Source organism: Maritalea sp., from assembly GCF_047634455.1.
Classification (GTDB): Bacteria; Pseudomonadota; Alphaproteobacteria; order Rhizobiales; family Devosiaceae; genus Maritalea.
Map to the genome: position 1 here is coordinate 1 of NZ_JBLIAI010000022.1, position 21158 is coordinate 21158.

Here is a 21158-nt window from a genome sequence, read left to right on the forward strand (position 1 = left end):
TCACCGTCCTCTGGGTGTGCACCCACGTCGCGTGGCAATGATATCAGTCTGACCGCTTTCTCAAGATCAATCGATTCTGGTGTCCAGCCTTTTGGCAAGCTAGCGCGTTTCTTTTCGCCCTCAATCACCATTTCAAGGTAAGGGCCAAACCGGCCCGATTTCATTTCGATGTCTACGCCAAATTCTGGATGTTCGCCAATAACGCCTATGCCAGCCGTTTCTGCAGCTTGTCCGGTCGCGCTTTCTGCCAATTGGCGTGTGTGGTTGCACTCTGGATAGTTTTCACACCCAATGAACGCGCCATATCGGCCAAGTTTTAGTGACAACATGCCCGTGTCACAATCTGGGCATTTGCGTGGATCACTTCCATCTTCTTTTGCCGGGAAAATGTGTGACCCAAGCAATGCGTTTAGCGCATTGAGCACTTCGGTCACTCGAAGGTCTTTAATTTCAAGCACTTGGGCGGAGAAGTCGCGCCAGAAATTGGTCAGCACGTCTTTATAATTGATTTCGCCTGCGGAAATGCCGTCAAGTTGTTCTTCAAGGCCAGCGGTGAAACCATATTCGACATAGCGCTCAAAGAAGCTTTCAAGAAACGCTGTGACCAACCGGCCGCGATCTTCTGGGATCAGTACGCGTTTTTCAAGGCGGATATAATCGCGGTCGCGCAAAACGCCCAGCGTCGCTGCATAAGTGGAAGGGCGACCAATGCCGAGCTCTTCCATCTTTTTGATCAAGCTTGCCTCTGTAAAGCGGGCAGGTGGCTGAGTGTGGTGCTGCTCTGCGAGCGCCTCGAGAAGTTTTGGTTTGTCGCCTTCATCTAACGACGGCAATTCTTTTGAGTTCTCGTCGTCTTTGTCGAGCGTGCTTGCGCCATAAAGAGACATAAAACCGGGGAACGTAATGACCGAACCAACAGCACGCAAGTCGATTTGACGCGCGCCTTCAACCCGAAGATCAGCGGTTGTCCGGGCAATTTCTGCGGCGCGCATTTGGCTGGCCATGGTGCGCTTCCAGATCAGCTCATATAGTTTTTGCTGATCGGGGTCAGCGTTTTTGAGTAGTTTTGGTGTTTTTGACAAATCTGTTGGGCGAATGGCTTCGTGAGCCTCTTGCGCGTTCTTGGCTTTGGTTTGATAGATACGTGCTTTTTCCGGCAAGTAATCGTCACCAAAATCACGCGCGATTTGGCGGCGTGTTGCGTCAATGGCTTCCGGCGCAATTTGCACACCATCGGTACGCATATAAGTGATTGAACCATCTTCATACAGACGCTGTGCGATTTGCATGGTCCGAGAAGGCGAGAAACCTAGGCGGCTCGACGCATCTTGTTGAATGGTTGACGTTGTAAATGGCGCATATGGATTGCGTTTTGTCGGCTTCTTCTCAACTTTGTTGACAACAATATTGCCCGCTTTAATCGCGGCGCGAATTGCCTCGGCGTCTTCGCCAGTTTTAACGTCGAGTTTGTCGACCTTGGTGCCGTCTAATGAATAAAGACGCGCATCAAACTTTGTACCGTCTTTTTCAAAGTTTGAGGTAACGCTCCAATATTCTTGCGGTTTAAACTTTTCAATTTCAGTTTCGCGTTCGCAAACCAAACGCAGCGCAACAGATTGCACGCGGCCAGCGGAACGTGAACCCGGTAATTTGCGCCATAATACAGGGGAAAGCGTGAAGCCTACAAGGTAATCAAGCGCCCGGCGCGCCAAATAGGCGTCGACCAAGGGCACATCAAGGTCACGAGGGTTTGCCATCGCTTCAAGTACAGCTGATTTGGTAATCGCGTTAAACACCACACGTTTGACGGGTTTGTCCTTTAGCGCTTTCTTTTCTTTGAGCACTTCAAGAACGTGCCAAGAAATCGCTTCGCCTTCACGATCCGGATCGGTTGCGAGAATGAGTTCGTCAGCCGCTTTTACCGCGCGGGTGATGTCGGTGAGGCGTTTTTTGGACGCCGCGTCGACTTCCCACTTCATCTCAAAGTCACGCTCAGGGTCAACAGAGCCGTCTTTGGAGGGCAAGTCGCGCACATGGCCAAAGGATGCGAGAACCTCGAAATCTTTTCCGAGATATTTATTGATTGTCTTAGCTTTAGCGGGGCTTTCGACAATAACAACTTTCATCGCGTATTTCCTTAACTCGAGTTTGGTGGGCGGCGGCAACATGGTCTTGTTCGGCGCTGAATGTCAATCATTCAACGTTGTGCCAATGTGGTCACCTAGTGGAGAAACAGCGCGAATTCAAGTGAATGTTTTATTTCATTCGCTCAATTTCAAATTCACCAACTGCCCGGAAGAGCGTTCAATCCGCCCCGCAATTTCAAGATCAAGCAACACCATTTGCACTGCTTGGGCGGGCAAGTTGGTGGCCCTGATCACTTCATCAATAGCGATCGGTGTGTGGCTGAGGGCTATCAATACGTCATTGGCAGCGTTGGGGGCATCCTCCATATCCCAGTCGACGTTCAGCTCGCCTTCGTCTTCACTAAAAAGGGTGGTTTGGCTGAGGTCAAATGTGTTGAGCTGCTCCAAAATATCCTCAACGTTGCGTACCAATGTCGCCCCGTCGCGGATCAATTTGTTGCCACCCGCCGCCCGAGGATCAAGCGGAAAGCCGGGTATAGCCATCACATCGCGGTTTTGCTCGTTTGCCAAACGCGCCGTGATGAGCGAGCCGGACCGGATGGCTGCCTCGACAACTAAAACCCCAAGCGACATGCCGGCAACAATGCGGTTGCGACGCGGGAAGTCACGCGCAATAGGCTTATAGCCAAATGGCATTTCGCTGAGCAATATACCGCCATTGTCGACGATTGATTGGGCCAGGTCGCGGTTTTGTTCGGGATATATGTGATCAACGCCACCAGCAAATACGGCAACAGTGCCGGTTTTGACACTTGCTGTGTGTGCGGAGCTGTCGATACCCCGCGCAAGACCTGATACAATTGTATAGCCATTTTGGCCCAGCTCGGTCGCAAGTTGTCGGGTAAGCGCCATACCAGCGGCAGATGCGTTTCGCGCGCCAACAATGGCGAGGCATTTTTGTAAATCGCGTTCTGCTTCGCCCAACACCGACAATAGTGGGGGCGCACCTGCGGAGTGGGCCAGCAAAGGTGGGTAATCTGGTTCGCCAAGCGCGACCAGTTTGCCGCCGATGTTGCGCAACTTTTCCAGCTCGCTGACTGCGTCGTCAGCGGGGTAGATTTTAATCGGTTTTGCTGCGCCGCCACGTGCGGCCAATTCTGGCAATGCATGCAGCGCGGCATCAACTGTGCCGTATCGGTTGATCAGGCGCTTAAATGTGGCCGGGCCAACATTTTCGGAGCGGATCAGCCTTAGCCAAGCCAGCTTTTGATTGTCGGTAAGTTTTGTTTTAGGCGGTGTAGGCTCGTCGAATAGCTGCATCAGCTAGCCGATTGAGACTTTTCACTACCTATTTTTGGTTCAGTTCCATTCATAAGGCGTAAAATATTCTCTTTGTGTCGATAGTATAAAAATATGGAAATAACGGCGCATGCAGCGCTCAAATATGGGCCCGACCAGATCCAAGCAAACACCGGCGCAGCCGCGCCAGCTGAAAGCGCTGCGAGCGATGAAAATTTGCGGGCAAATGCGACAATCGCCCAAGTTAAACAAACTAAGAGAGCGACAATTATATTGAAAGCGAACAGGGTGCCAAGATAGGTCGCGAAACCTTTGCCACCTTTGAAGCGCAGCCAAATTGGCCAGCAATGTCCCGCGAATGCTGCAACACCTGCAATGAGCGCCGCTGTTTCGCCCAAGTAATAACGCGCAAGCAGAACAGCAATGCCGCCCTTGCCAGCGTCGAGCAATAATGTCGCTAACGCTAAGTCCTTGCGACCAGTGCGCAAGACGTTGGTCGCGCCAATGCTTTTTGAGCCTATTTCACGAATGTCACCAAGACCAGCCATGCGCACCAAAACCAGGCCAAAAGGCACTGAACCAAGCAAGTAACCGCCGATAGCGGCAATGATTAGAAATGTAATTGTCATTTATGCGTCTGCCAGTTCATAGATTTTAACACCACTTACAAAGGTCGCGGTGACCTTACCACTAAAGCGCGCGCCTTCAAATGCTGTGTTGCGCGAACGTGATTTGAGTTGTTCTTCGGCGACAACCCATGGGTAATTCAAGTCGATTTCAGTGAAGTCCGCTGGAGCGCCTTTTTGAATGCGGCCCGCCTCTATGCCGATCAAATCAGCCGGATTTGACGTCATGGCGCGCAATAGTGTGATGATGTCCACTTGCTCATCATGCACAAGCCGTAAAGCTGCGCTGAGCATCGTTTCAAGCCCAACGGCACCGTCAACTGCCTCGGCGAATGGTCGGCGTTTACCTTCCATATCCTGTGGGTCGTGCGCGGAGTGGATCACATCAATTGTGCCGTCTGCCAATGCGGCGACCATGCATTGGCGCTCATCTTCGCTGCGCAATGGGGGGGCAAGTTTGAAGAACGTGCGGTAATCGCCAACATCGTTCTCGTTTAGGCAAAGATTGTTGATTGAAATGCCTGCCGAGATTCGGTCAGTCTTGGTTTTCGCGCGCGCGATGATTTCTGAAGAGTTGGAACATGAAATTTGTGCTGCGTGATAACGCACGCCCGTTGCTTGTGCCAATTGCACGTCACGGTCGAGGGGAATGCTTTCTGCAATATGCGGAATACCCTTAAGGCCCAAACCCGTTGCCAAAAGCCCCGCGTTCATAACGCCAGAACCTGTTAGGCTCGCGTCAGAGACATGGTGGATCACCGGCATGTCAAAATTTGTTGCATATGTGAAAGCTGTTTTGAGCAAAGCTGCGTTCTGGATCGACTTGCGTCCATCCGTCAGCGCCTTTGCCCCAGCTTCTTTGAGCAGACCAAATTCTGAAATATCCTCGCCGCTCAGCCCTTTTGAAATGGCGGCGGCGGGGTAGAAGTTTATGTCCGCATTGTCGCGAGCGCGCCGAGCGATAAAGTCGATCAGTGCTGCATCGTCGAGTACAGGGTTTGTATCGGGCATTATGAGGGCGCTGGTGACACCACCTGCTGCCGCAGCATCGGATGCACTCTTGAGCGTTTCGCGATACTCGCGACCCGGTTCGCCAGTGAATACACGCAGGTCGACAAGACCCGGCGCAATGATGCGACCTTGGGCATCGTGAACTGTTGCCCCTTCAGGCGCTGCCATGTCACCTTCAACAATATCAACGAACTTGCCGTTTTTGATCAGGATTGATCCGCGAATGTCTTTATTTGTGGCAGGGTCGATGATGCGGGCGTTTTTGACGATCAGTACATTGCTCATGATTGCACCTCATCATTTGCCAGCAAAGCTTCGAGCACAGCCATTCTGACGGCCACACCCATTTCAACTTGTTCAGTGATGACTGAACGGTCGCAATCGGCGATAGCTGGGTCGATCTCAACACCTCTATTCATCGGGCCGGGGTGCATGACAATTGCATCGGGTTTGGCGAACGCCAATTTGCGCTCGTCAAGGCCATAAAAGCGGTAGAACTCCCGAACGGATGGAATTTGTTGACCTGCTGCGCGTTCGTGCTGGATGCGCAGCATCATCACCACATCTGCGTCCTTGAGGCCTTCTTCCATATTGGTGAAGACTTCGGCAGCGATATGTTCGATGCCAGCTGGCAGCATGGTTTTTGGCGCGATCACGCGTGTGCGCACATTCATGGCGTTCAACAGCATCAAGTTGGAGCGGGCAACGCGCGAATTGGCGATGTCGCCACAAATCGCAACGGTCAGGCCGTTCAATCGCCCCTTGTGCCGTCGAATGGTCAGGGCGTCGAGTAGTGCCTGTGTCGGGTGCTCGTGGGTGCCGTCACCTGCATTGATGACGGAACAGCCAACCTTTTGCGACAACAGCTTGACTGCGCCCGAGGCTGAGTGGCGCACCACAATGACGTCAGGCTGCATGGCGTTCAGGGTTGTTGCCGTGTCGATCAGCGTTTCGCCTTTTGCGACACTTGATGTGCTTACCGCCATGTTGAGAACGTCAGCGCCGAGGCGTTTGCCCGCAATCTCAAACGAACTTTGTGTACGTGTTGAGTTTTCAAAGAACAGATTAATCTGCGTCCGCCCGGCCAATGTATGTTTGGCTTTTCTCTGTTGGCGCGAGACTTGGACCATTGTTTCTGCGCGGTCGAGCAGATCGGTGATCTCAACCGGATTAAGATCGGCGATAGCTAATAGGTGTTTTTGGGAGAATGCGTTCTGGAGTGGCGATGTTGTGCTCATATGCCTCGATCCAAGTCGGTTTCCCCGACATACCTTATGCCCCAGTTTGGCTCAAGGGAAATTGCGATTTTCCCCGAGAATTGGCCAATCAATCTTAACGGCGGCGGTTTAGCGCCCCTTGCAGGATAAAGCTGGCCGCCAGTTTATCAACGACTTTTGCTTGTTTGGCGCGCGAAATGTCTGCTTCAATCATTGTGCGCGTTACCGCCGCTGTCGAAAGGCGTTCATCCCAAAAGGCGATGGGCAGCTCAATTTTTTGTGCGAGATTGCGCACAAAGGCGCGGGTGGACTGGGCGCGTGGTCCTTCGGTCCCGTTCATATTGAGGGGCAGTCCAATAACCACGCCAACGCAGGCATTTTCAGCAATCAGTTGGATTATCCGGTCGGCGTCCAATCCAAATTTCTTGCGTTTGATGGTTTCGTTGGGTGTTGCTGTCATTTGCAAGCCGTCTGAAATCGCAACGCCGATTGTTTTGGTGCCCAAATCCAGACCCATCAGGCGGCCTTTGGTTGGAAGTGCATCTAGCGGGAATTTATCTTCTTGTGACAAGGGGTGCTCTTTTGCTGGCAAATCCGATCAAACTTCCCTAGCGTCTCACCTAATTCAGTTCAAGCAAATAGGATAGCCGATGCGCATTACATGGTTCGGTAATCGATGTGTTCGCATCAATTTTAGTTCACATTCGTTTGTGTTCTACGCATATGAGGCTGTTGGTGAGGTGGCTAACGCAGAGCTTATTGGCGATGCAGTGCTCATCGATGATGATCAAACGGGACCGTTCGAGTCGCTACTTACTCAAAAACCTGCGGCGTCGCGCGGGCGGCTGATTGATGCCATGGATGAACCCGAAAAATATTTCTGTGGCGATAAATCAATTGTAATGGATGCACTACCTGATGAACGTCTGGTTATTCGGTTTTGTGGCATGGGGAGCGCTGACCATTTAGATGCGTGGTTTGAAGGTGCGGTTGTGCTTATTGTTGGTGAGTATGAGCAATGTTTGAGAATGATCGACGAAAACAACCTAGCTCAAGCGCGGCAGTTGGTTTTGGCTATATCGGATTTCGGAGCCGTCAATATGAGTATGCTCGCAATCGCGTGCCCGGGAATACCAATCCAATTGCTCGAAAATGGATTGGCTCTCGAGCTCTGAACTGAACCGCTTAAGTTGTAAGCAGCAGTAGAATGGCTATGCCAGCTGGAATGCTTTGATAATAGAGAATAGTTGTAACTTTGGCCGAATAGGCGCCATAAAACCCCGCAACCAAAACACAAGAGGAGAAAAATAGCGCGACATTTTCTGCCCAGATTGGGTCAGAAATGAGCAAGGACCACACTAGGCCGGCTACTAAGAATCCATTGTACAGCCCTTGGTTTGCGGCCAGTACTTTTGTGGGTGTGAACAGATCTTTGGGTACAGATTTAAAGACTTTCGGCCCCCTGGTTTCCCACGCGAACATTTCAAGCCATAAAATATAAACATGCAGCAGGGCGATTAAGCCGATCAGAATCATTGCGTAAATTGACATTTGTGTTCCCCAACGTCGTTTAAATTGGAGTTGAGCATCGATGTTGGAGGAGCACAAGAGCTCGCCAAGACATCGGGACGCAATCTCTACATGCCCTCACAAACAGTTTTGGCACGCGAATGGACAAAATCGTTGCCAATTGGTCAAAAACCCGATGCTTTTGGTTGTCAGGCCCTATCGGCATTGCTAAAAGCGCCAATAACCTTTCCTGAATTATGAGGAGTCTGCTATGTCGGTCGATGCCGATACAGTAAAACGTATTGGGCACCTTGCCCGCATCAAAATCCAAGACGGTGATGTTGATAAGCTCAAAGACGAGCTCAACACAATCCTTGATTTTGTCGAGCAACTGTCTGAAGTTGACGTAACGGGTGTTGAGCCCATGACGTCCGTTGCGCCTATGGCTCTGCGGCGTCGTGAGGACAAAGTCACAGCCGGTAGCCACCCCGAAAAAATCGTTTCCAACGCACCACTTTCCGAAGACAATTTCTTCATGGTGCCAAAGGTTATTGAGTAGCGCCAATGGCCATTACCGTTTTTGTTGAAACAGCTTTGCAAGATGACGTACGCAATCTAGTCGCGGCGCTCAATGCCCATATTGAACCGTTGGCACCTGCAGAATACAATTTTTGTCTGAAGGTCGAAGACATGGCGGATGATACCACCACTGTTTTTGTGGCGCGAGATGACGAGGGCAAGGCCGTTGGCATTGGCGCACTTAAGGATCACGGTGATGGTCTTGGTGAAGTGAAACGGATGTTTACACTGCCCGAAGTGCGTGGACAGCGGATTGGCGTGCGGCTTTTGAATGCTATTCAGGACAAAGCGCGGGTAAGCGGTCACAAGAAGTTAGTGTTGGAAACTGGTACCGGCGATGGATATGCGGGTGCCTGGCGGCTCTACGAAAATGCTGGTTTTGCCAAATGCGGCCCGGTGCTTGATTACCTTGAGAGCGACTATTCTGCCTTTTTTGAGAAAGAACTCGTAATGGGCGGGTTTGAGGAACTATTGAAATGACAACAGATCTCACACGATTGAGCCTTGCGGATACCGCCAAAGGTCTCAAAGCGAAAGACTTCACGTCAAAAGAAGTCACGGCCTCTTATCTTTATGCGATTGAGAACGCTACGGCGTTGAACGCATATATTGCCGTAACCGCTGATCAAGCGCTGGATATGGCTGCGCAAAGCGATCAAAAATTGCAAAAAGGCGAGGGCGGTTCACTTGAAGGGGTGCCTCTGGGTATTAAAGACCTGTTCGCCACCAAAGGCGTGCACACACAAGCTGCAAGTCACATTCTTGATGGTTTTAAGCCTGAATATGAAAGCACAGTCACACAGAATTTGTGGGACGATGGTGCGGTGATGTTGGGCAAGCTCAATATGGATGAGTTCGCGATGGGCTCCTCCAACGAGACTTCATATTATGGCCCGGTGATCAACCCTTGGCGCGTTGCAGGCTCGAACGTTGATCTGGTGCCAGGCGGATCATCTGGTGGCTCTGCAACCGCGGTTGCAAGTTGGCTGTGCGCTGGTGCAACAGCAACTGATACGGGCGGTTCAATTCGCCAACCTGCGGCGTTTACCGGCACTGTTGGCATTAAGCCAACATATGGTCGTGCATCGCGCTGGGGCACGGTGGCTTTTGCCTCTTCGTTGGACCAAGCTGGCCCGATTGCCCGCACTGTCGAAGATGCGGCGATCATGACGACCTCGATTTGCGGGTTTGATGCCAAAGATTCAACGTCTGTTGATATGGCTGTGCCAGATTTCGCTGCAGCTGTTGAGCGCGGTGTAAAAGGCCTCACCATCGGGGTGCCAAAAGAATATCGCATGGACGGCATGCCTGCTGAAATCGAAAAGCTTTGGCAGCAAGGTCTTGAGTGGCTAAAAGCCGAAGGCGCGATCATTAAAGACATTTCGTTGCCGCACACAAAATACGCGCTGCCAGCTTATTACATTGTCGCTCCAGCCGAAGCCTCATCAAACTTGGCCCGCTATGACGGCGTTAAATATGGTTTGCGTGTGCCGGGCAAAGATATCACAGATATGTATGAACTTACCCGTGCGGCTGGGTTTGGACCTGAGGTTCAACGCCGTGTGATGATCGGCACCTACGTGCTATCTGCTGGCTATTATGATGCCTATTATGTGCAAGCGCAAAAAGTGCGCACCTTGATTAAGAAAGACTTTGAAGACGTCTTTAATGCCGGTGTCGATGCAATTTTGACGCCCGCTACACCGTCGGCCGCTTTTGGTGTTGCAGATCAGGACATGCAGGCTGACCCGATCAAGATGTACTTGAACGACATTTTCACGGTAACGGTGAATATGGCAGGATTGCCGGGTATCGCGGTTCCCGCTGGCAAAGACGGGCAGGGCCTTCCTTTGGGCCTTCAGTTGATTGGCAAGCCGTTTGATGAGGAAACTCTATTTGCGGCAGCGCGGGTGATTGAAAAATCGCACGGGTTGGAATTTACACCGAATAAATGGTGGTAAAGTTAGGGCAGCATGATGACGGAACGGATCAAAACGCCAGCACAATGCGAAACCAAACAGGACGTGCGGGCTGAAATTGACCGCTTGGATCAGGACCTGATCAATTTGTTTGCCGAGCGTCATGGCTATGTGGCCAGAATGGCTGCGATCAAGACGGATCCGCATGAAGCATATGACAAGGCGCGGATCGAAGCTGTGATTGAAAAGGTGCGTGATCGCGCGCTGGAAAAACAGTTGGATGAGGACCAAGCCGAATTGATTTGGCGCACCCTCATCAATTGGAATGTGAATTTTGAAAAAGGCGTTATCGCCGCCCGCCGCAGCCAAAGCTAGCTGGCAAGAGATAAGAGAAACGACATGACAGAACTCGTTGATACACGCACGCCGGACCCAAAAAAATTCATCAAAGGCGCCACAGGCGACTGGGAAATGGTGTTGGGCCTTGAAGTTCATGCCCAAGTGACCTCTGAATCAAAACTGTTCTCTGGTTCTTCAACTGAATTTGGTCAGCCGCCCAACAATAATGTGAGTTTTGTTGATGCGGCGATGCCGGGCATGCTGCCGGTGATCAATGAAGAGTGCGTGCGCCAAGCTGTGCGCACGGGGTTGGGCCTGAAGGCGCAAATCAACAAGCGCTCGCTGTTTGATCGCAAAAACTATTTCTATCCTGATTTGCCACAAGGTTATCAAATTTCGCAGTTCAAAGACCCAATTGTTGGCGAAGGTATGGTTTATCTTGATATGGGCGAAGACGGCGAAGTTGAGATTGGCGTTGAGCGCTTGCACTTAGAACAAGATGCGGGCAAATCAATCCACGATCAACATCCAAATATGAGCTTTGTGGACCTCAACCGTTCTGGCGTCGCCTTGATGGAAATCGTGTCAAAGCCCGACCTACGCTCCGCGGATGAAGCCAAAGCTTACATCAACAAATTGCGCACAATTTTGCGCTATTTAGGGACATGCGACGGCAACATGGAGCAAGGGTCCATGCGGGCAGACATCAACGTTTCTGTGCGTCGCCCGGGTGGCGCATTCGGCACACGTTGTGAGATCAAGAACGTCAATTCTGTGCGTTTTGCTGGCCAAGCGATTGAATATGAAGCCCGTCGCCAGATCGACATTTTGGAAGATGGCGGCACCATCGATCAGCAGACGCGCTTGTTTGACCCTAAATTGGGCGAAACGCGTTCGATGCGATCAAAAGAAGAAGCGCATGATTACCGCTATTTCCCAGATCCGGATTTGTTGCCACTTGAGTTTGATGATGCATATATTGCGGCACTTGCCAAAGACTTGCCCGAGCTTCCCGACGAAAAGCGCGCGCGTTTCATCAAAGAATTTGGTTTGTCTGCCTATGACGCCAGTGTTCTTGTTGCAGACCGCGAAAGCGCTGCCTATTACGAAGATGTAGCTGAAGGCCGCGACGGCAAACTGGCCGCCAACTGGGTGATCAATGAGCTATTTGGGCGTTTGAACAAAGAAGGTTTGAATGTGGCCGATAGCCCTGTTTCAGCAGAGCAATTGGGCGGAATCGTTGCTTTGATCTCCAATGGAGAGATTTCAGGCAAAATCGCCAAGGACGTATTTGAAATCGTTTGGACTGAGGGCGGTAACCCAGCTGAGATCGTTGAATCTCGTGGTATGAAGCAGGTGACCGATACGGGCGCGATTGAAAAGATCGTCGATGAAATCATCGCGGCCAATCCAGACCAAGTCGAAAAAGCCAAGCAAAATCCTAAACTTATGGGCTGGTTTGTTGGTCAAGTGATGAAAGCATCGCAAGGCAAAGCCAACCCGCAGGCGGTAAATGAAATATTGATGGCAAAGTTGGAGCTTTAGGCTCATGGGTGCGGATCAAACACCGTTTTCGGTCCGCACCGCACTTCTTTGGGATGCACCTATGCTCAGCGCCATGATGATAGAATCGTGGCGTGAGAGTTATGTTGAGATTATTCCGACCGAAAAGTTGAATGAGATTTGCTCAGTTTGGTTGACGCCTGAAAAATTCAAAGAGCGGTTGAGCGATCAAAATGCGTGCAATTTAGTTGCATTGTTCAATCGTAAAATTGTAGGCCATATTCATGCTCTGCCGCGTAAAAACAACTCTTTGCTGGTCGTTTATCTTTATGTTCTTCAAAGCTATGCCCGTCGTGGCATTGGGCGGACATTGCTCACCTCCGCTTTTGAGTGTTTTCCTGGCGTAGCCCATGCTGAATTGGGCGTTTTAGAAGATAATCACGCTGCCATTGCTTTTTACAAATCGTTCGGGTTTTATGAAGCAGGGCCGGAACCGACCCCGGCAGATGAGCCCTCATGCATAAAGATGACGATGGCACTTTAGGGAGATTTTTTGATGTTGGCCAAGCGATTTACCGTTCGCCCAACTAGCGAACTAGATTGCCCGCACATTGGTCCATTGATGCGTAAGGTTTGGTTGGCGACCTATCGTGAAATCCATACAAAAAAAGAGCTGCTTGCACAATCACATAGAATGCACCAGCCAGTTCTGCTTCTTGCAGAACTCTCCGATCCGCAGATTTGTAGTTTTGTTGCTGAAGTGAATGGCAAAGTTGTTGGGCATGCGCGTGCAGATTTGCGCGCAAACGGCACAGTTTATGTCGTTCGGTTGTATTTAGAGCATAAATTTCATGGCAATGGCATTGGTGGAGCGCTGCTGGCAGCCTTGGAGAACCATTTTAGCGACACCAAACAGGTTCAACTTGATGTCTATGAGAAAAATGAGACGGCGCTGCGTTTCTATCTGGCAAAGGGGTATCGGATTGTTGGACGAAACACGAAGTTTCAGTCAAAAGACGAAGATGTGTTTGAACTCAAGGTTCTCAAGACCTTGGGTGCAAGTGAATGATCTGCATTCGTCCGACATCACCGGACGACGCCGTCGCGCTGAAGTCTGAATTGCTGGCGATTTGGCACACCACGTACGATTCGTTTTTAGGTTCGGACCGGGTAAGCAAATTGGCGGCGGGTTGGCACACGTTAGATAAGCTTACAGCAGAAGCCCAGTCTGAACACACATGCAGTTTGGTAGCTGCGAATAACAAAAAAATTGTTGGCCATGTGCTCATGTATGAAGCTGATCCGCGCACAGTTCATTTGGCACGGCTGTACCTCAATCATAGTTATCACGGGCAGGGTATTGGCAAAGCGCTGCTTAATAGTGCTTTGCGATCATTTCCGCATGCTCAAAAGGCGTATTTGGAAGTTTATGAACCAAATCAACGTGCGTTAGAATTTTACAAGAGGCAGGGGTTTGAAATTGTTGCTAAAACCCGTGATGCTTACACAGACGACGTGCTTTTTGAATACAGAATGGAAAAGAGTTTGGTGTCCTGATGAGCGCAGACCATCAGCATTTTGCGGTGACGAAAATCCGTCCAGAACATGTGTCTGAGCTTAAGGGGCTTTTGTACCGAGTTTGGTATTTGTCTTATATAACTGCCCTGGGACAATCCTTGATTGATCAGTTGACTTCAGAATTACACACAATTGAAAAACTCACCGCCGAGCTGCACAACACACAAAAAGCCAGTCTTGGTGTGTTCCAGACCGGAAAGTTGATCGGGCACGCTCTGACTGTTCGGCAACCGCCTGAAACCAACTATATCGGCCGGCTATATGTCGATCCTTCTTATCAAAGGATAGGCGTTGGCCAAGCGTTGCTAAACGCTGCTGAAACCGCCTTTGATTGTCGGGTGGCGACACTTGAGGTTTTTCATTCGAGCAACAACGCGGTGCGGTTTTATCGGCGAAACGGATATGTTCAAATTGGTCGGCACCGCTCCGCTCATGCAGTACCAACCGAATTGTTTGATTTACAGTTCAGCAAAACGCTTTGACGGTGGCTGTTATATCACCGCCAAAGCGCGCAAACTACGCCGCTTGCGGGAGAGCCCGAGCAGCATTAGTAAAGAACTGAGCTGATACCCGGTCAACAAATGCCGCCAAGTTTTTATGAGATTTGACGTGGTCCGCTAGTGGTGTCGGAACAGGGTTTTGGATTAAGTTGATCAAACAGCCATAAACGCTTGCATCGATTGAGGTTGGTTTGTCGCTTAGGAAGAAATCGCGGTCACCCAGCAGCACACTCAAATCGTCGATGATGCGCTTTCCAAGGGCGTATGTTTCATCAACACCATGTCGGCCAATCCCTTGTCCACGCAATGCGCTGCGCATCATTTCCAGGGCCTGTGGGGCGATTTGACTGCGGGCTTCTTCTGGCATGTGGCCAAAGAAGATATTTTCCATGATTGGCCAGTTTTCTTCGACCTGCCAGCGCGAATAGACAAGAACGAAATAGAGTTGCTCTTCCACCGTGCTCATGATCATGCGGCCAAGGGCCTGATCATGTGTGGAAAGATGCGCGAGCAAATCCACGCCGTGGTTTGCCTTGAGGTGTGCCTCAATGAATTGCGTGTCGCCAATGCGGTTTTTACCATCTGCGATAAAAGGCATTTTTTGCTTTGGTCCCTCGCGCGGGTCCATCACCGTTTGGCTCTCATAATCCAATCCGGACAGTTGCAAGATCATATCGAGCTTCGCACAAAACGGGCTCAGGTTTGCGTTTGAAGGTGGCGTGGGTGGTTGGAAGAAAGTGATCATTGTTTGCAGTTCCCTTGTTGGTTGAATGAAACTGACAATACTGACATCATGCTGACAGCGTTGTGTCAGCATAGGAAGCAAAATGCGCCGAGCAGATCGATTATTGCAAATTGTTCAAATTCTCAGGCGGGCCAATGGCCAGCCCGTTTCCGCTGACAAAATTGCTCAGGAATTGGAGGTCACCAAACGCACGATCTATCGTGACATGGTGGCGCTCGAATCGATAAACGTTCCAGTCAGAGGTGAGGCGGGGATCGGCTATATTCTGGAAGGCGGGCTCGATTTACCGCCACTGATTTTCAATTCTACCGAGTTAGAAACGCTGATGTTGGGTGCGCGGTGGGTGCAAGTGCATGGTGACGTGGACCAGCAATTGGCCGCAAAAGATGTGATCGCCAAAATTGCCGCCGTTTTGCCGGAGGAGTTGAAGGCAGAGTTTTTGGACGTTCCGCTATATGCGCCTGCGCGCACAAAGGAACGTTTTGAAGGGCATGTAGGCTCAGATCAGCTTCGCGCCGCCCTTAAATCGGAAAAAATTCTCAACATTTCTTATCGCAACGAAGCTGGCGAAGAAAGTGATCGGCGGGTTTGGCCAATCTCAATTGGTTATTTCGACTTTAAACGGCTGATGTTGTGTTGGTGTGAACTAAGGCAAGATTTTCGGGCATTCCGGGCCGACAGAATCTCAAAGCTGGAAGTGCTTGATCAAAGGCTGCCGCGTTCACGGGATGCACTGAAACGTGAGTGGTGGGAGCTTGAAGTGCGCAAACGTGAAAGTCTTAGTTCGTAAGCGCACTTGAATCGTGGTGTTGCCAATGCAAACAGCAAACGCCTAATTTTTGCTCGCTTAGGCGGCAGGTTTTGGCAGGCGCATCAGTTTAAACAACCTGCCGTCGATCGCGAGAATGCCAACAAAAATTGTCAACATGCCGAACATGTGGACGGGCTGAATTTGCTCATTCAAGACGATGTAGCCCAGAAATATTGCGGAGATGGGCGCGATGAATGTTGATGTTGACATGTTGGTTGCCCCAACACGGCCCAAAATTCGATAGACGACCAGAAACGTAAATGACGACGCCACCAGCCCAATATAGAGCAATGCGCCCCATGATTCTGCAGTTTGGATATTTGGCACACCCTCTAACGCTAGAGAGAACGGCAGCAACACAATGGCTGCACCAGTTAGCGTTATTGTTGCGATGAGTGTCGGGTTTAGTTGCTTGAACGAACGTGTGTAGTTCAGCGCAATACCATACATCAAGGTGGCGACCATCATTAAACCAATGGCCCAGAGTTCTGACTGTCCACCTTTTTGCAGGGCCGGGAAAGCGATCATGGCGACGCCAATAAAGGCGATAGCGACACCGATGGATTTTGCTGGCGTGGCTTTTTCACCACCGGGCCAGAAATGCGAAACAATCACCACCATCACTGGAGTTGTTGCGTTCACAATACCGGCCACGCCAACATTGACGTAGTTTTGCGCCAACGGAAACAAAGCAAATGGTATCGCGAAGTTGATGACACCGAGCAATGTAAGGCCAGCATAAATACGCCAATCAGACGGCAATTGAACTTTGGTGGCAATTAGGTATGCCCAGCAACCGAGCGCGGCGACGCCCACACGCCCCAATGAAATAGAAAGCGGTCCCAATTCGCGAATGAGGATGGCGTTGAACAGGAACGAGCCGCCCCAAATTACGCCAAGTCCGATGATGATGAGCCAATCAGATAATTTCACAGCTGTTTCGCTCCGTTGTCAGAGCACGCAACTTATGCAAGGACAATGATATTGTCGAACCGAAAATGACGATGGAGGCATCACCAAATTTGATACTGCTACCAAACGTGCGGCTCGCCGTTCCATTTGAAGAATTTACCAGAGCCAGCCAATGTCAGCTCGTCAAAACACTTCACTAAGGCTTTCGCGCTTTCTGATGGCGTGATGTCCGCCTCTTGCCCGCCCATATCGGTTTGCACCCAACCAGGGTGATACATGGCGATAGCAATTTTATCGGCGCGTAATTGGCTAGCGAGTAATGTCATGTTTCGGTTTAACCCGGCTTTAGACGAGTTGTAGGCAAATCGACCTTGGGTTTGGTATTGCATGGCGCCCAATTGGCTGGAAATCGCAACAATTTTGCCGTTCTCGCTTTGACGCACATTATCGATCAGCGCTTCAGTGACGCGAATAGGGCCGAGTGTGTTAATTGCGAGCGTTTGCATCCACTCATCATAGTCAATGTCACCCAATGACTGATGGTCGCCGCCAATAACACCCGCATTGTTGATTAACAAATCTACGGTTCGATCACCGACAGTATTGGCGAAATCAGCCACCGATTTCGCGTCAGCAACGTCAAGTTGGACAATTTCAATATTTGAGTTGGCTTTGGCCAAAGCGTTCAGTTCATCTGCTGACTGAGGCGTACGGCATGCAGCAATGATGTGCCAATCATCTGCGGCCACATAACATTTGACCATTTCAAAACCGATGCCACGATTTGCGCCTGAAATTACTACTGTTTTGGTCATATATTGCTCCTATTGGGGCCAGATAAGTGAGGCTTGCTCGGCTGCTGCGGTGTCGTTGTTGCCGCGCTTTTCAATATATTGTTTTAAAGCTAGTGGGTAAATCTGATGTTCAACTTTAAGAATGCGCGCCGCTAGAGTTTCCGCCGTATCGCTGTCGAGTACGGGCACCGCCGCTTGCAAAACAGGCGGACCAGCGTCGAGCTCAGGTATCACTTCATGCACAGTTGCACCGGATATTTTGACCCCTGCATCGAGTGCTTGTTGATGAACGTGAAGTCCCGGGAATGATGGAAGAAGCGAAGGGTGGATATTGAGCATTTTGCCAATCCACTTTTGAGCGAACGCATCTGAATGGATGCGCATGTAACCCGCAAGGCAAATCAGTTCAGTTCCCCAATCTTCAAGTTGTGCATCAAGCGCTTCACAAAATGATTCACGGCTGTCGAAATCTTTTTGCGAAATGACGGCGGTCGCAATACCTTCTGCTTTGGCAAATTCCAGCCCGGCAGCATCGGCCCGATTGGAAAATACGCCTATAATTTCAGCAGGATAGTCCGTTTGCTTGGCAGCTTGAATCAATGTGCGCATGTTCGAGCCACGACCTGAAATCAGAATGGCGACCTTGGTTTTTGCGCTCATAGAATTAGCTCACCTGAATAAACTACCGCATCGCCGTTGCGCTCGATGAGTTCACCCAGAACCAGCGGATCTTCGCCAGCTAATTTGAGTTCTGCAATTAGCGCGTCTTTATGTTCCGCGCCGACGACAATCACCATGCCAACGCCACAGTTGAACGTACGCATCATTTCGTCGGTTTTTACGGCGCCATGATCTGCCAGCCAACGGAAAACCGGGGGCGCTGAAATGTTCGAGCGGTTGATGGATGCGGCAAGAGTATCGGGCAACACGCGCGGGATATTTTCGGTAAAGCCGCCGCCGGTGATGTGGGCAAGGGCTTTGATCTTTGCGCCGTTTTTTAACGCCGCCAAGATTTGACGTACATAAATGCGGGTCGGGCGCAGCAATGCTTGGCCCAAAGTTACACCATCTTCAAATGGAGCAGGTGTGTCCCACGCGAGGCCTGACAGTTCCACGATCTTGCGCACGAGCGAATAGCCGTTCGAATGCACACCTGAAGAACGTAAACCGATGATTGTGTCGCCAACACCAAGATCGTTGGTTGGGAGCATTTGGCCACGTTCGGCTGCGCCGACGCAAAAACCGGCGAGATCATAATCGCCTTTTTTGTACATGCCGGGCATTTCGGCGGTTTCACCACCAATCAGCGCACAATTCGCATCACGACAGCCAGCTGCAATGCCTTCGATCACGGCCACGGCAACATTGTTGTCGAGTTTGCCGGTAGCATAATAGTCGAGGAAAAATAGCGGTTCTGCGCCTTGCACGATTAAATCGTTCACGCACATGGCCACCAGATCGATGCCCACCGTGTCATGAACACCGCTTTCAATTGCAATTTTGAGTTTGGTTCCCACGCCGTCATTGGCAGCCACGAGAATTGGATCGGTAAAGCCAGCGGCCTTTAGATCGAACAGACCGCCAAAACCGCCAATCTCCGTGTCAGAGCCTGGGCGCTTTGTCGATTTTACGGCTGGTTTGATACGTTCAACGAGCTGATTGCCCGCGTCAATATCCACGCCCGCGTCGCGATATGACAGTCCATTGGTTTTTTTTGATGCTTTGTCTGGCATTTTGTGCCCCAATCCCTATTTTAGGCATGTTCGCGCTGTGCGGCGAAAATGTTGATGCGTTTAGCCATATCTGGTTGAATAACCGCATTCAAAACGATATCAGCGCTGATAAAGGTTTGAGCGTATTCACGCAAGAGGTAGGAACCCATATGACACTGCAAAAACAGATTATCTCGTGGGTTGCTCTGCTCGTCGTCTTCATTTTGTTCATGTATGTGTTTCGCGGCATCCTGTTGCCGTTCATCGCGGGCATGATTTTGGCTTATCTTTTGGACCCGGTTGCTGATCTACTTGAAAAGATCAAATTTTCACGATTTTGGGCGACTTTGACCATTCTTGTGGTCGCAGTGGCCTTATTCATTGGCTTGTTTTTGTTCATCGTGCCGCCGCTCATTCAACAGTTGGTTGGTTTAATTGAGCGTTTGCCGGGATATATTTCACAATTGCAAGCCTATGCCACTGATTATGGCAACAAATATGCGCCAACAATCATCGAACGGTTGGGCGAAGAGCGCGCCGCCGAGTTCCAAAATTGGCTTAACCAGCTACTTAATCAGGGCATTGGCTTTTTGGTTGATGTGACAACTCGGGTCGCGCAAAGTGGTTTGACCTTGCTCAACGCGCTTGGCCTGTTGATTGTGACGCCAGTCGTGGCGTTCTATCTGCTGCTTGATTGGGACCAAATGGTCAAACGTATCGACGAATTGCTGCCGCGCGCGCATCGTGATGAGGTGCAACATGTGTTTGGCGAAATCGACAAGGCGATGGCCGGGTTTGTGCGGGGTCAAAGTTCTGTCGTGATGATTTTGGCCGCGTTCTATGCCACTGCGCTGACGCTGGCTGATCTCAATTTTGGCCTTGCAATTGGACTGGCAGCCGGCCTTTTCAGCTTTATTCCATATGTTGGGTTTTTGGTTGGTTTCGTGCTCTCAATCGGTGTGGCCATCGTTCAGTTCTGGCCAGATTGGTTTATGGTCGGCGTTGTGTTTGGCATTTTCATCGTGGGTCAATTCATCGAAGGCAATATTTTATACCCAAAATTGGTGGGCCGTTCGATTGGTGTGCACGCGGTTTGGTTGATGTTCGCATTGTTCGCTTTTGCGCTACTGTTTGGCGCGGTGGGCGTGTTGTTGGCGGTGCCAATGGCTGCAATTGCAGGTGTTCTTGGGCGTTATGCGGTGCAAAAATATCTTGAAAGCCCGCTTTATGAGCCGGCAAACAAAACTGGTGCAATTGTTGCTGCAAAGAATGCGGAAGACAAAAAGAAAGCGTAACAAGCTAACGCATGACAAACGACAATAATGAGATCAAAAAGGCCCATCAATTGGTGCTCGATTTGCCAGTTGAGACCGCAATGGGCGAAGCTGACTTTGTCGTTGGAGCAGGCAACAAGAACGCATATGACCATTTTTTGGTGTCAAATGAATGGCCGGCACAGGTTAGCGTTTTGTTCGGGCCGCCAAAATCTGGCAAAACCCATCTCGCGGGCATTTGGGCGAACCATATCAACGCAACGCGGCTTAGTGCGGGCGATGATTTGCCTGAGATTTTAGAGTGCGATTTGTTGGTGGAACATGCCGACACGCTATGGATGGGCGAAACGGGTTTGTTCAATCTATTGAACCAGGCCATGCGTTCAGAGCATCGGGTGGTGCTCACAGCCTCGCTTCACCCCAATGAGTGGGTGCTGCAAACAAATGATGTGCGGTCGCGATTGCGACTGGCACATTCAGTGGAAATTGCGGCGCTTGACGATGCGCATTTGATGCAGCTTTTTGTGAAGTTATTTGATGATCGTCAAGTGCAGGTTGAACCATCGTTGATAAGCTACATCTTGCCCCGCATGGAGCGATCTCCTGCACAGGTTGTGGCGTTGGTTGAGAAGATGGATGAGTTGGCGTTGTCGCGCGGAAAAGCAATTACAAAACGCGTGGCGGCTGAAGCATTAGCAGAATTGGCGAAGGATTGATCTTTCGTGCGCCTTGTAACGCAATCG

At 50.5% G+C, this 21158-nt stretch carries 26 protein-coding genes; 13 read left to right on the plus strand and 13 right to left on the minus strand.

The genetic code is table 11. From position 1 onward, the window contains the following. From topA to ruvX, 6 genes are all read right to left on the minus strand, one after another. A partial coding sequence (gene topA, locus ACJAZW_RS07645) for a type I DNA topoisomerase (protein WP_415156703.1) occupies positions 1–2126 on the minus strand: 2126 nt, incomplete at its 3' end. Positions 2127–2261: 135 nt separating this feature from the next. Further along, complete coding sequence (gene dprA, locus ACJAZW_RS07650; RefSeq protein WP_415156705.1) at positions 2262–3407, minus strand: DNA-processing protein DprA; 1146 nt, start codon at positions 3405–3407, stop codon at positions 2262–2264. Then, the gene (gene plsY / locus ACJAZW_RS07655; RefSeq protein ID WP_415156707.1) at positions 3407–4015 is read right to left on the minus strand and encodes a glycerol-3-phosphate 1-O-acyltransferase PlsY; all 609 of its coding nucleotides are present in this window, start codon (positions 4013–4015) and stop codon (positions 3407–3409) included. The genes dprA and plsY overlap by 1 nt, the downstream gene beginning before the upstream one ends. Continuing rightward, positions 4016–5308 (minus strand): dihydroorotase, encoded by a 1293-nt coding sequence (gene pyrC / locus ACJAZW_RS07660; RefSeq protein WP_415156709.1) that lies wholly within the window; start codon positions 5306–5308, stop codon positions 4016–4018. Then, complete coding sequence (locus ACJAZW_RS07665; RefSeq protein WP_415156711.1) at positions 5305–6261, minus strand: aspartate carbamoyltransferase catalytic subunit; 957 nt, start codon at positions 6259–6261, stop codon at positions 5305–5307. The genes pyrC and ACJAZW_RS07665 overlap by 4 nt, the downstream gene beginning before the upstream one ends. Positions 6262–6355: 94 nt before the next feature. Continuing rightward, positions 6356–6811 carry a Holliday junction resolvase RuvX gene (ruvX, locus tag ACJAZW_RS07670; protein ID WP_415156713.1) on the minus strand — a complete coding sequence of 152 codons (456 nt, stop codon included), beginning with the start codon at positions 6809–6811 and terminating at the stop codon, positions 6356–6358. Between the two features lie 79 nt (positions 6812–6890). On the opposite strand from ruvX, the gene ACJAZW_RS07675 reads away from it, so the two are divergent. Continuing rightward, complete coding sequence (locus ACJAZW_RS07675) at positions 6891–7415, plus strand: hypothetical protein (protein ID WP_415156715.1); 525 nt, start codon at positions 6891–6893, stop codon at positions 7413–7415. A 10-nt stretch (positions 7416–7425) separates the two neighbouring features. On the opposite strand, the gene ACJAZW_RS07680 is transcribed toward ACJAZW_RS07675, so the two are convergent. Next, positions 7426–7791: a DUF1304 domain-containing protein gene (locus tag ACJAZW_RS07680; protein ID WP_415156717.1), complete on the minus strand. Its 366-nt coding sequence runs from the start codon at positions 7789–7791 to the stop codon at positions 7426–7428. A gap of 229 nt (positions 7792–8020) precedes the next feature. On the opposite strand from ACJAZW_RS07680, the gene gatC reads away from it, so the two are divergent. From gatC to ACJAZW_RS07725, 9 genes are read left to right on the plus strand one after another with little or no spacing between them, the layout of a single operon-like run. Beyond that, on the plus strand, positions 8021–8308 hold the full coding sequence (gene gatC, locus ACJAZW_RS07685) for an Asp-tRNA(Asn)/Glu-tRNA(Gln) amidotransferase subunit GatC (RefSeq protein ID WP_415156719.1): 288 nt from the start codon (positions 8021–8023) through the stop codon (positions 8306–8308). A gap of 5 nt (positions 8309–8313) precedes the next feature. After that, positions 8314–8808 carry a GNAT family N-acetyltransferase gene (locus tag ACJAZW_RS07690; RefSeq protein ID WP_415156721.1) on the plus strand — a complete coding sequence of 165 codons (495 nt, stop codon included), beginning with the start codon at positions 8314–8316 and terminating at the stop codon, positions 8806–8808. Then, positions 8805–10289 (plus strand): Asp-tRNA(Asn)/Glu-tRNA(Gln) amidotransferase subunit GatA, encoded by a 1485-nt coding sequence (gatA, locus tag ACJAZW_RS07695; RefSeq protein ID WP_415156723.1) that lies wholly within the window; start codon positions 8805–8807, stop codon positions 10287–10289. The genes ACJAZW_RS07690 and gatA overlap by 4 nt, the downstream gene beginning before the upstream one ends. Positions 10290–10304: 15 nt before the next feature. Next, positions 10305–10622, plus strand: coding sequence for a chorismate mutase (locus ACJAZW_RS07700; protein WP_415156725.1), 318 nt, complete (start codon positions 10305–10307; stop codon positions 10620–10622). 24 nt (positions 10623–10646) lie between these two features. Then, positions 10647–12131, plus strand: coding sequence for an Asp-tRNA(Asn)/Glu-tRNA(Gln) amidotransferase subunit GatB (gene gatB / locus ACJAZW_RS07705; RefSeq protein ID WP_415156727.1), 1485 nt, complete (start codon positions 10647–10649; stop codon positions 12129–12131). 4 nt (positions 12132–12135) lie between these two features. Beyond that, positions 12136–12633, plus strand: a complete 498-nt coding sequence (locus ACJAZW_RS07710; protein WP_415156729.1) for a GNAT family N-acetyltransferase — start codon at positions 12136–12138, stop codon at positions 12631–12633. A gap of 12 nt (positions 12634–12645) precedes the next feature. Further along, positions 12646–13158, plus strand: coding sequence for a GNAT family N-acetyltransferase (locus ACJAZW_RS07715; protein ID WP_415156731.1), 513 nt, complete (start codon positions 12646–12648; stop codon positions 13156–13158). After that, complete coding sequence (locus ACJAZW_RS07720) at positions 13155–13646, plus strand: GNAT family N-acetyltransferase (protein WP_415156733.1); 492 nt, start codon at positions 13155–13157, stop codon at positions 13644–13646. Before ACJAZW_RS07715 ends, ACJAZW_RS07720 begins: the two co-directional genes overlap by 4 nt. Beyond that, the gene (locus tag ACJAZW_RS07725) at positions 13646–14149 is read left to right on the plus strand and encodes a GNAT family N-acetyltransferase (RefSeq protein ID WP_415156735.1); all 504 of its coding nucleotides are present in this window, start codon (positions 13646–13648) and stop codon (positions 14147–14149) included. The genes ACJAZW_RS07720 and ACJAZW_RS07725 overlap by 1 nt, the downstream gene beginning before the upstream one ends. Positions 14150–14183: 34 nt before the next feature. Here ACJAZW_RS07725 and ACJAZW_RS07730 read toward each other — a convergent pair whose 3' ends face one another. Continuing rightward, positions 14184–14912: a glutathione S-transferase family protein gene (locus ACJAZW_RS07730; RefSeq protein ID WP_415156737.1), complete on the minus strand. Its 729-nt coding sequence runs from the start codon at positions 14910–14912 to the stop codon at positions 14184–14186. 82 nt (positions 14913–14994) lie between these two features. Here ACJAZW_RS07730 and ACJAZW_RS07735 point away from each other — a divergent pair, with 82 nt between their 5' ends. After that, on the plus strand, positions 14995–15702 hold the full coding sequence (locus tag ACJAZW_RS07735) for a helix-turn-helix transcriptional regulator (RefSeq protein ID WP_415156739.1): 708 nt from the start codon (positions 14995–14997) through the stop codon (positions 15700–15702). A 57-nt stretch (positions 15703–15759) separates the two neighbouring features. Here ACJAZW_RS07735 and ACJAZW_RS07740 read toward each other — a convergent pair whose 3' ends face one another. The 5 genes from ACJAZW_RS07740 to ACJAZW_RS07760 all read right to left on the minus strand — a co-directional run bounded on the left by ACJAZW_RS07740 (position 15760) and on the right by ACJAZW_RS07760 (position 19311). After that, positions 15760–16656, minus strand: a complete 897-nt coding sequence (locus tag ACJAZW_RS07740) for a DMT family transporter (protein ID WP_415156741.1) — start codon at positions 16654–16656, stop codon at positions 15760–15762. A 98-nt stretch (positions 16657–16754) separates the two neighbouring features. Beyond that, on the minus strand, positions 16755–17450 hold the full coding sequence (locus ACJAZW_RS07745; protein ID WP_415156743.1) for an SDR family oxidoreductase: 696 nt from the start codon (positions 17448–17450) through the stop codon (positions 16755–16757). 9 nt (positions 17451–17459) lie between these two features. After that, positions 17460–18089, minus strand: coding sequence for a phosphoribosylglycinamide formyltransferase (gene purN, locus ACJAZW_RS07750; RefSeq protein WP_415156745.1), 630 nt, complete (start codon positions 18087–18089; stop codon positions 17460–17462). Next, positions 18086–19162, minus strand: a complete 1077-nt coding sequence (gene purM / locus ACJAZW_RS07755; RefSeq protein ID WP_415156747.1) for a phosphoribosylformylglycinamidine cyclo-ligase — start codon at positions 19160–19162, stop codon at positions 18086–18088. The genes purN and purM overlap by 4 nt, the downstream gene beginning before the upstream one ends. A 20-nt stretch (positions 19163–19182) precedes the next feature. After that, the gene (locus tag ACJAZW_RS07760) at positions 19183–19311 is read right to left on the minus strand and encodes a hypothetical protein (RefSeq protein ID WP_415156749.1); all 129 of its coding nucleotides are present in this window, start codon (positions 19309–19311) and stop codon (positions 19183–19185) included. On the opposite strand from ACJAZW_RS07760, the gene ACJAZW_RS07765 reads away from it, so the two are divergent. Both ACJAZW_RS07765 and ACJAZW_RS07770 read left to right on the plus strand, forming a co-directional pair. Next, the gene (locus ACJAZW_RS07765; RefSeq protein ID WP_415156751.1) at positions 19312–20436 is read left to right on the plus strand and encodes an AI-2E family transporter; all 1125 of its coding nucleotides are present in this window, start codon (positions 19312–19314) and stop codon (positions 20434–20436) included. An 11-nt stretch (positions 20437–20447) separates the two neighbouring features. Further along, positions 20448–21131, plus strand: a complete 684-nt coding sequence (locus ACJAZW_RS07770; protein ID WP_415156753.1) for a hypothetical protein — start codon at positions 20448–20450, stop codon at positions 21129–21131. Positions 21132–21158 lie beyond the last annotated feature (27 nt).

What these genes read in the sequence shown, in the direction of transcription:
- dprA (WP_415156705.1), bottom strand. Translation starts at nt 3,407, where the DNA reads ATGCAGCTATTCGACGAGCCTACACCGCCTAAAACAAAACTTACCGAC.
- plsY (WP_415156707.1), bottom strand. Translation starts at nt 4,015, where the DNA reads ATGACAATTACATTTCTAATCATTGCCGCTATCGGCGGTTACTTGCTT.
- pyrC (WP_415156709.1), bottom strand. Translation starts at nt 5,308, where the DNA reads ATGAGCAATGTACTGATCGTCAAAAACGCCCGCATCATCGACCCTGCC.
- ACJAZW_RS07665 (WP_415156711.1), bottom strand. Translation starts at nt 6,261, where the DNA reads ATGAGCACAACATCGCCACTCCAGAACGCATTCTCCCAAAAACACCTA.
- ACJAZW_RS07675 (WP_415156715.1), top strand. Translation starts at nt 6,891, where the DNA reads ATGCGCATTACATGGTTCGGTAATCGATGTGTTCGCATCAATTTTAGT.
- ACJAZW_RS07680 (WP_415156717.1), bottom strand. Translation starts at nt 7,791, where the DNA reads ATGTCAATTTACGCAATGATTCTGATCGGCTTAATCGCCCTGCTGCAT.
- gatC (WP_415156719.1), top strand. Translation starts at nt 8,021, where the DNA reads ATGTCGGTCGATGCCGATACAGTAAAACGTATTGGGCACCTTGCCCGC.
- ACJAZW_RS07690 (WP_415156721.1), top strand. Translation starts at nt 8,314, where the DNA reads ATGGCCATTACCGTTTTTGTTGAAACAGCTTTGCAAGATGACGTACGC.
- gatA (WP_415156723.1), top strand. Translation starts at nt 8,805, where the DNA reads ATGACAACAGATCTCACACGATTGAGCCTTGCGGATACCGCCAAAGGT.
- ACJAZW_RS07700 (WP_415156725.1), top strand. Translation starts at nt 10,305, where the DNA reads ATGACGGAACGGATCAAAACGCCAGCACAATGCGAAACCAAACAGGAC.
- gatB (WP_415156727.1), top strand. Translation starts at nt 10,647, where the DNA reads ATGACAGAACTCGTTGATACACGCACGCCGGACCCAAAAAAATTCATC.
- ACJAZW_RS07710 (WP_415156729.1), top strand. Translation starts at nt 12,136, where the DNA reads ATGGGTGCGGATCAAACACCGTTTTCGGTCCGCACCGCACTTCTTTGG.
- ACJAZW_RS07715 (WP_415156731.1), top strand. Translation starts at nt 12,646, where the DNA reads ATGTTGGCCAAGCGATTTACCGTTCGCCCAACTAGCGAACTAGATTGC.
- ACJAZW_RS07720 (WP_415156733.1), top strand. Translation starts at nt 13,155, where the DNA reads ATGATCTGCATTCGTCCGACATCACCGGACGACGCCGTCGCGCTGAAG.
- ACJAZW_RS07725 (WP_415156735.1), top strand. Translation starts at nt 13,646, where the DNA reads ATGAGCGCAGACCATCAGCATTTTGCGGTGACGAAAATCCGTCCAGAA.
- ACJAZW_RS07730 (WP_415156737.1), bottom strand. Translation starts at nt 14,912, where the DNA reads ATGATCACTTTCTTCCAACCACCCACGCCACCTTCAAACGCAAACCTG.
- ACJAZW_RS07735 (WP_415156739.1), top strand. Translation starts at nt 14,995, where the DNA reads ATGCGCCGAGCAGATCGATTATTGCAAATTGTTCAAATTCTCAGGCGG.
- ACJAZW_RS07745 (WP_415156743.1), bottom strand. Translation starts at nt 17,450, where the DNA reads ATGACCAAAACAGTAGTAATTTCAGGCGCAAATCGTGGCATCGGTTTT.
- purN (WP_415156745.1), bottom strand. Translation starts at nt 18,089, where the DNA reads ATGAGCGCAAAAACCAAGGTCGCCATTCTGATTTCAGGTCGTGGCTCG.
- purM (WP_415156747.1), bottom strand. Translation starts at nt 19,162, where the DNA reads ATGCCAGACAAAGCATCAAAAAAAACCAATGGACTGTCATATCGCGAC.
- ACJAZW_RS07760 (WP_415156749.1), bottom strand. Translation starts at nt 19,311, where the DNA reads ATGGGTTCCTACCTCTTGCGTGAATACGCTCAAACCTTTATCAGCGCT.
- ACJAZW_RS07765 (WP_415156751.1), top strand. Translation starts at nt 19,312, where the DNA reads ATGACACTGCAAAAACAGATTATCTCGTGGGTTGCTCTGCTCGTCGTC.
- ACJAZW_RS07770 (WP_415156753.1), top strand. Translation starts at nt 20,448, where the DNA reads ATGACAAACGACAATAATGAGATCAAAAAGGCCCATCAATTGGTGCTC.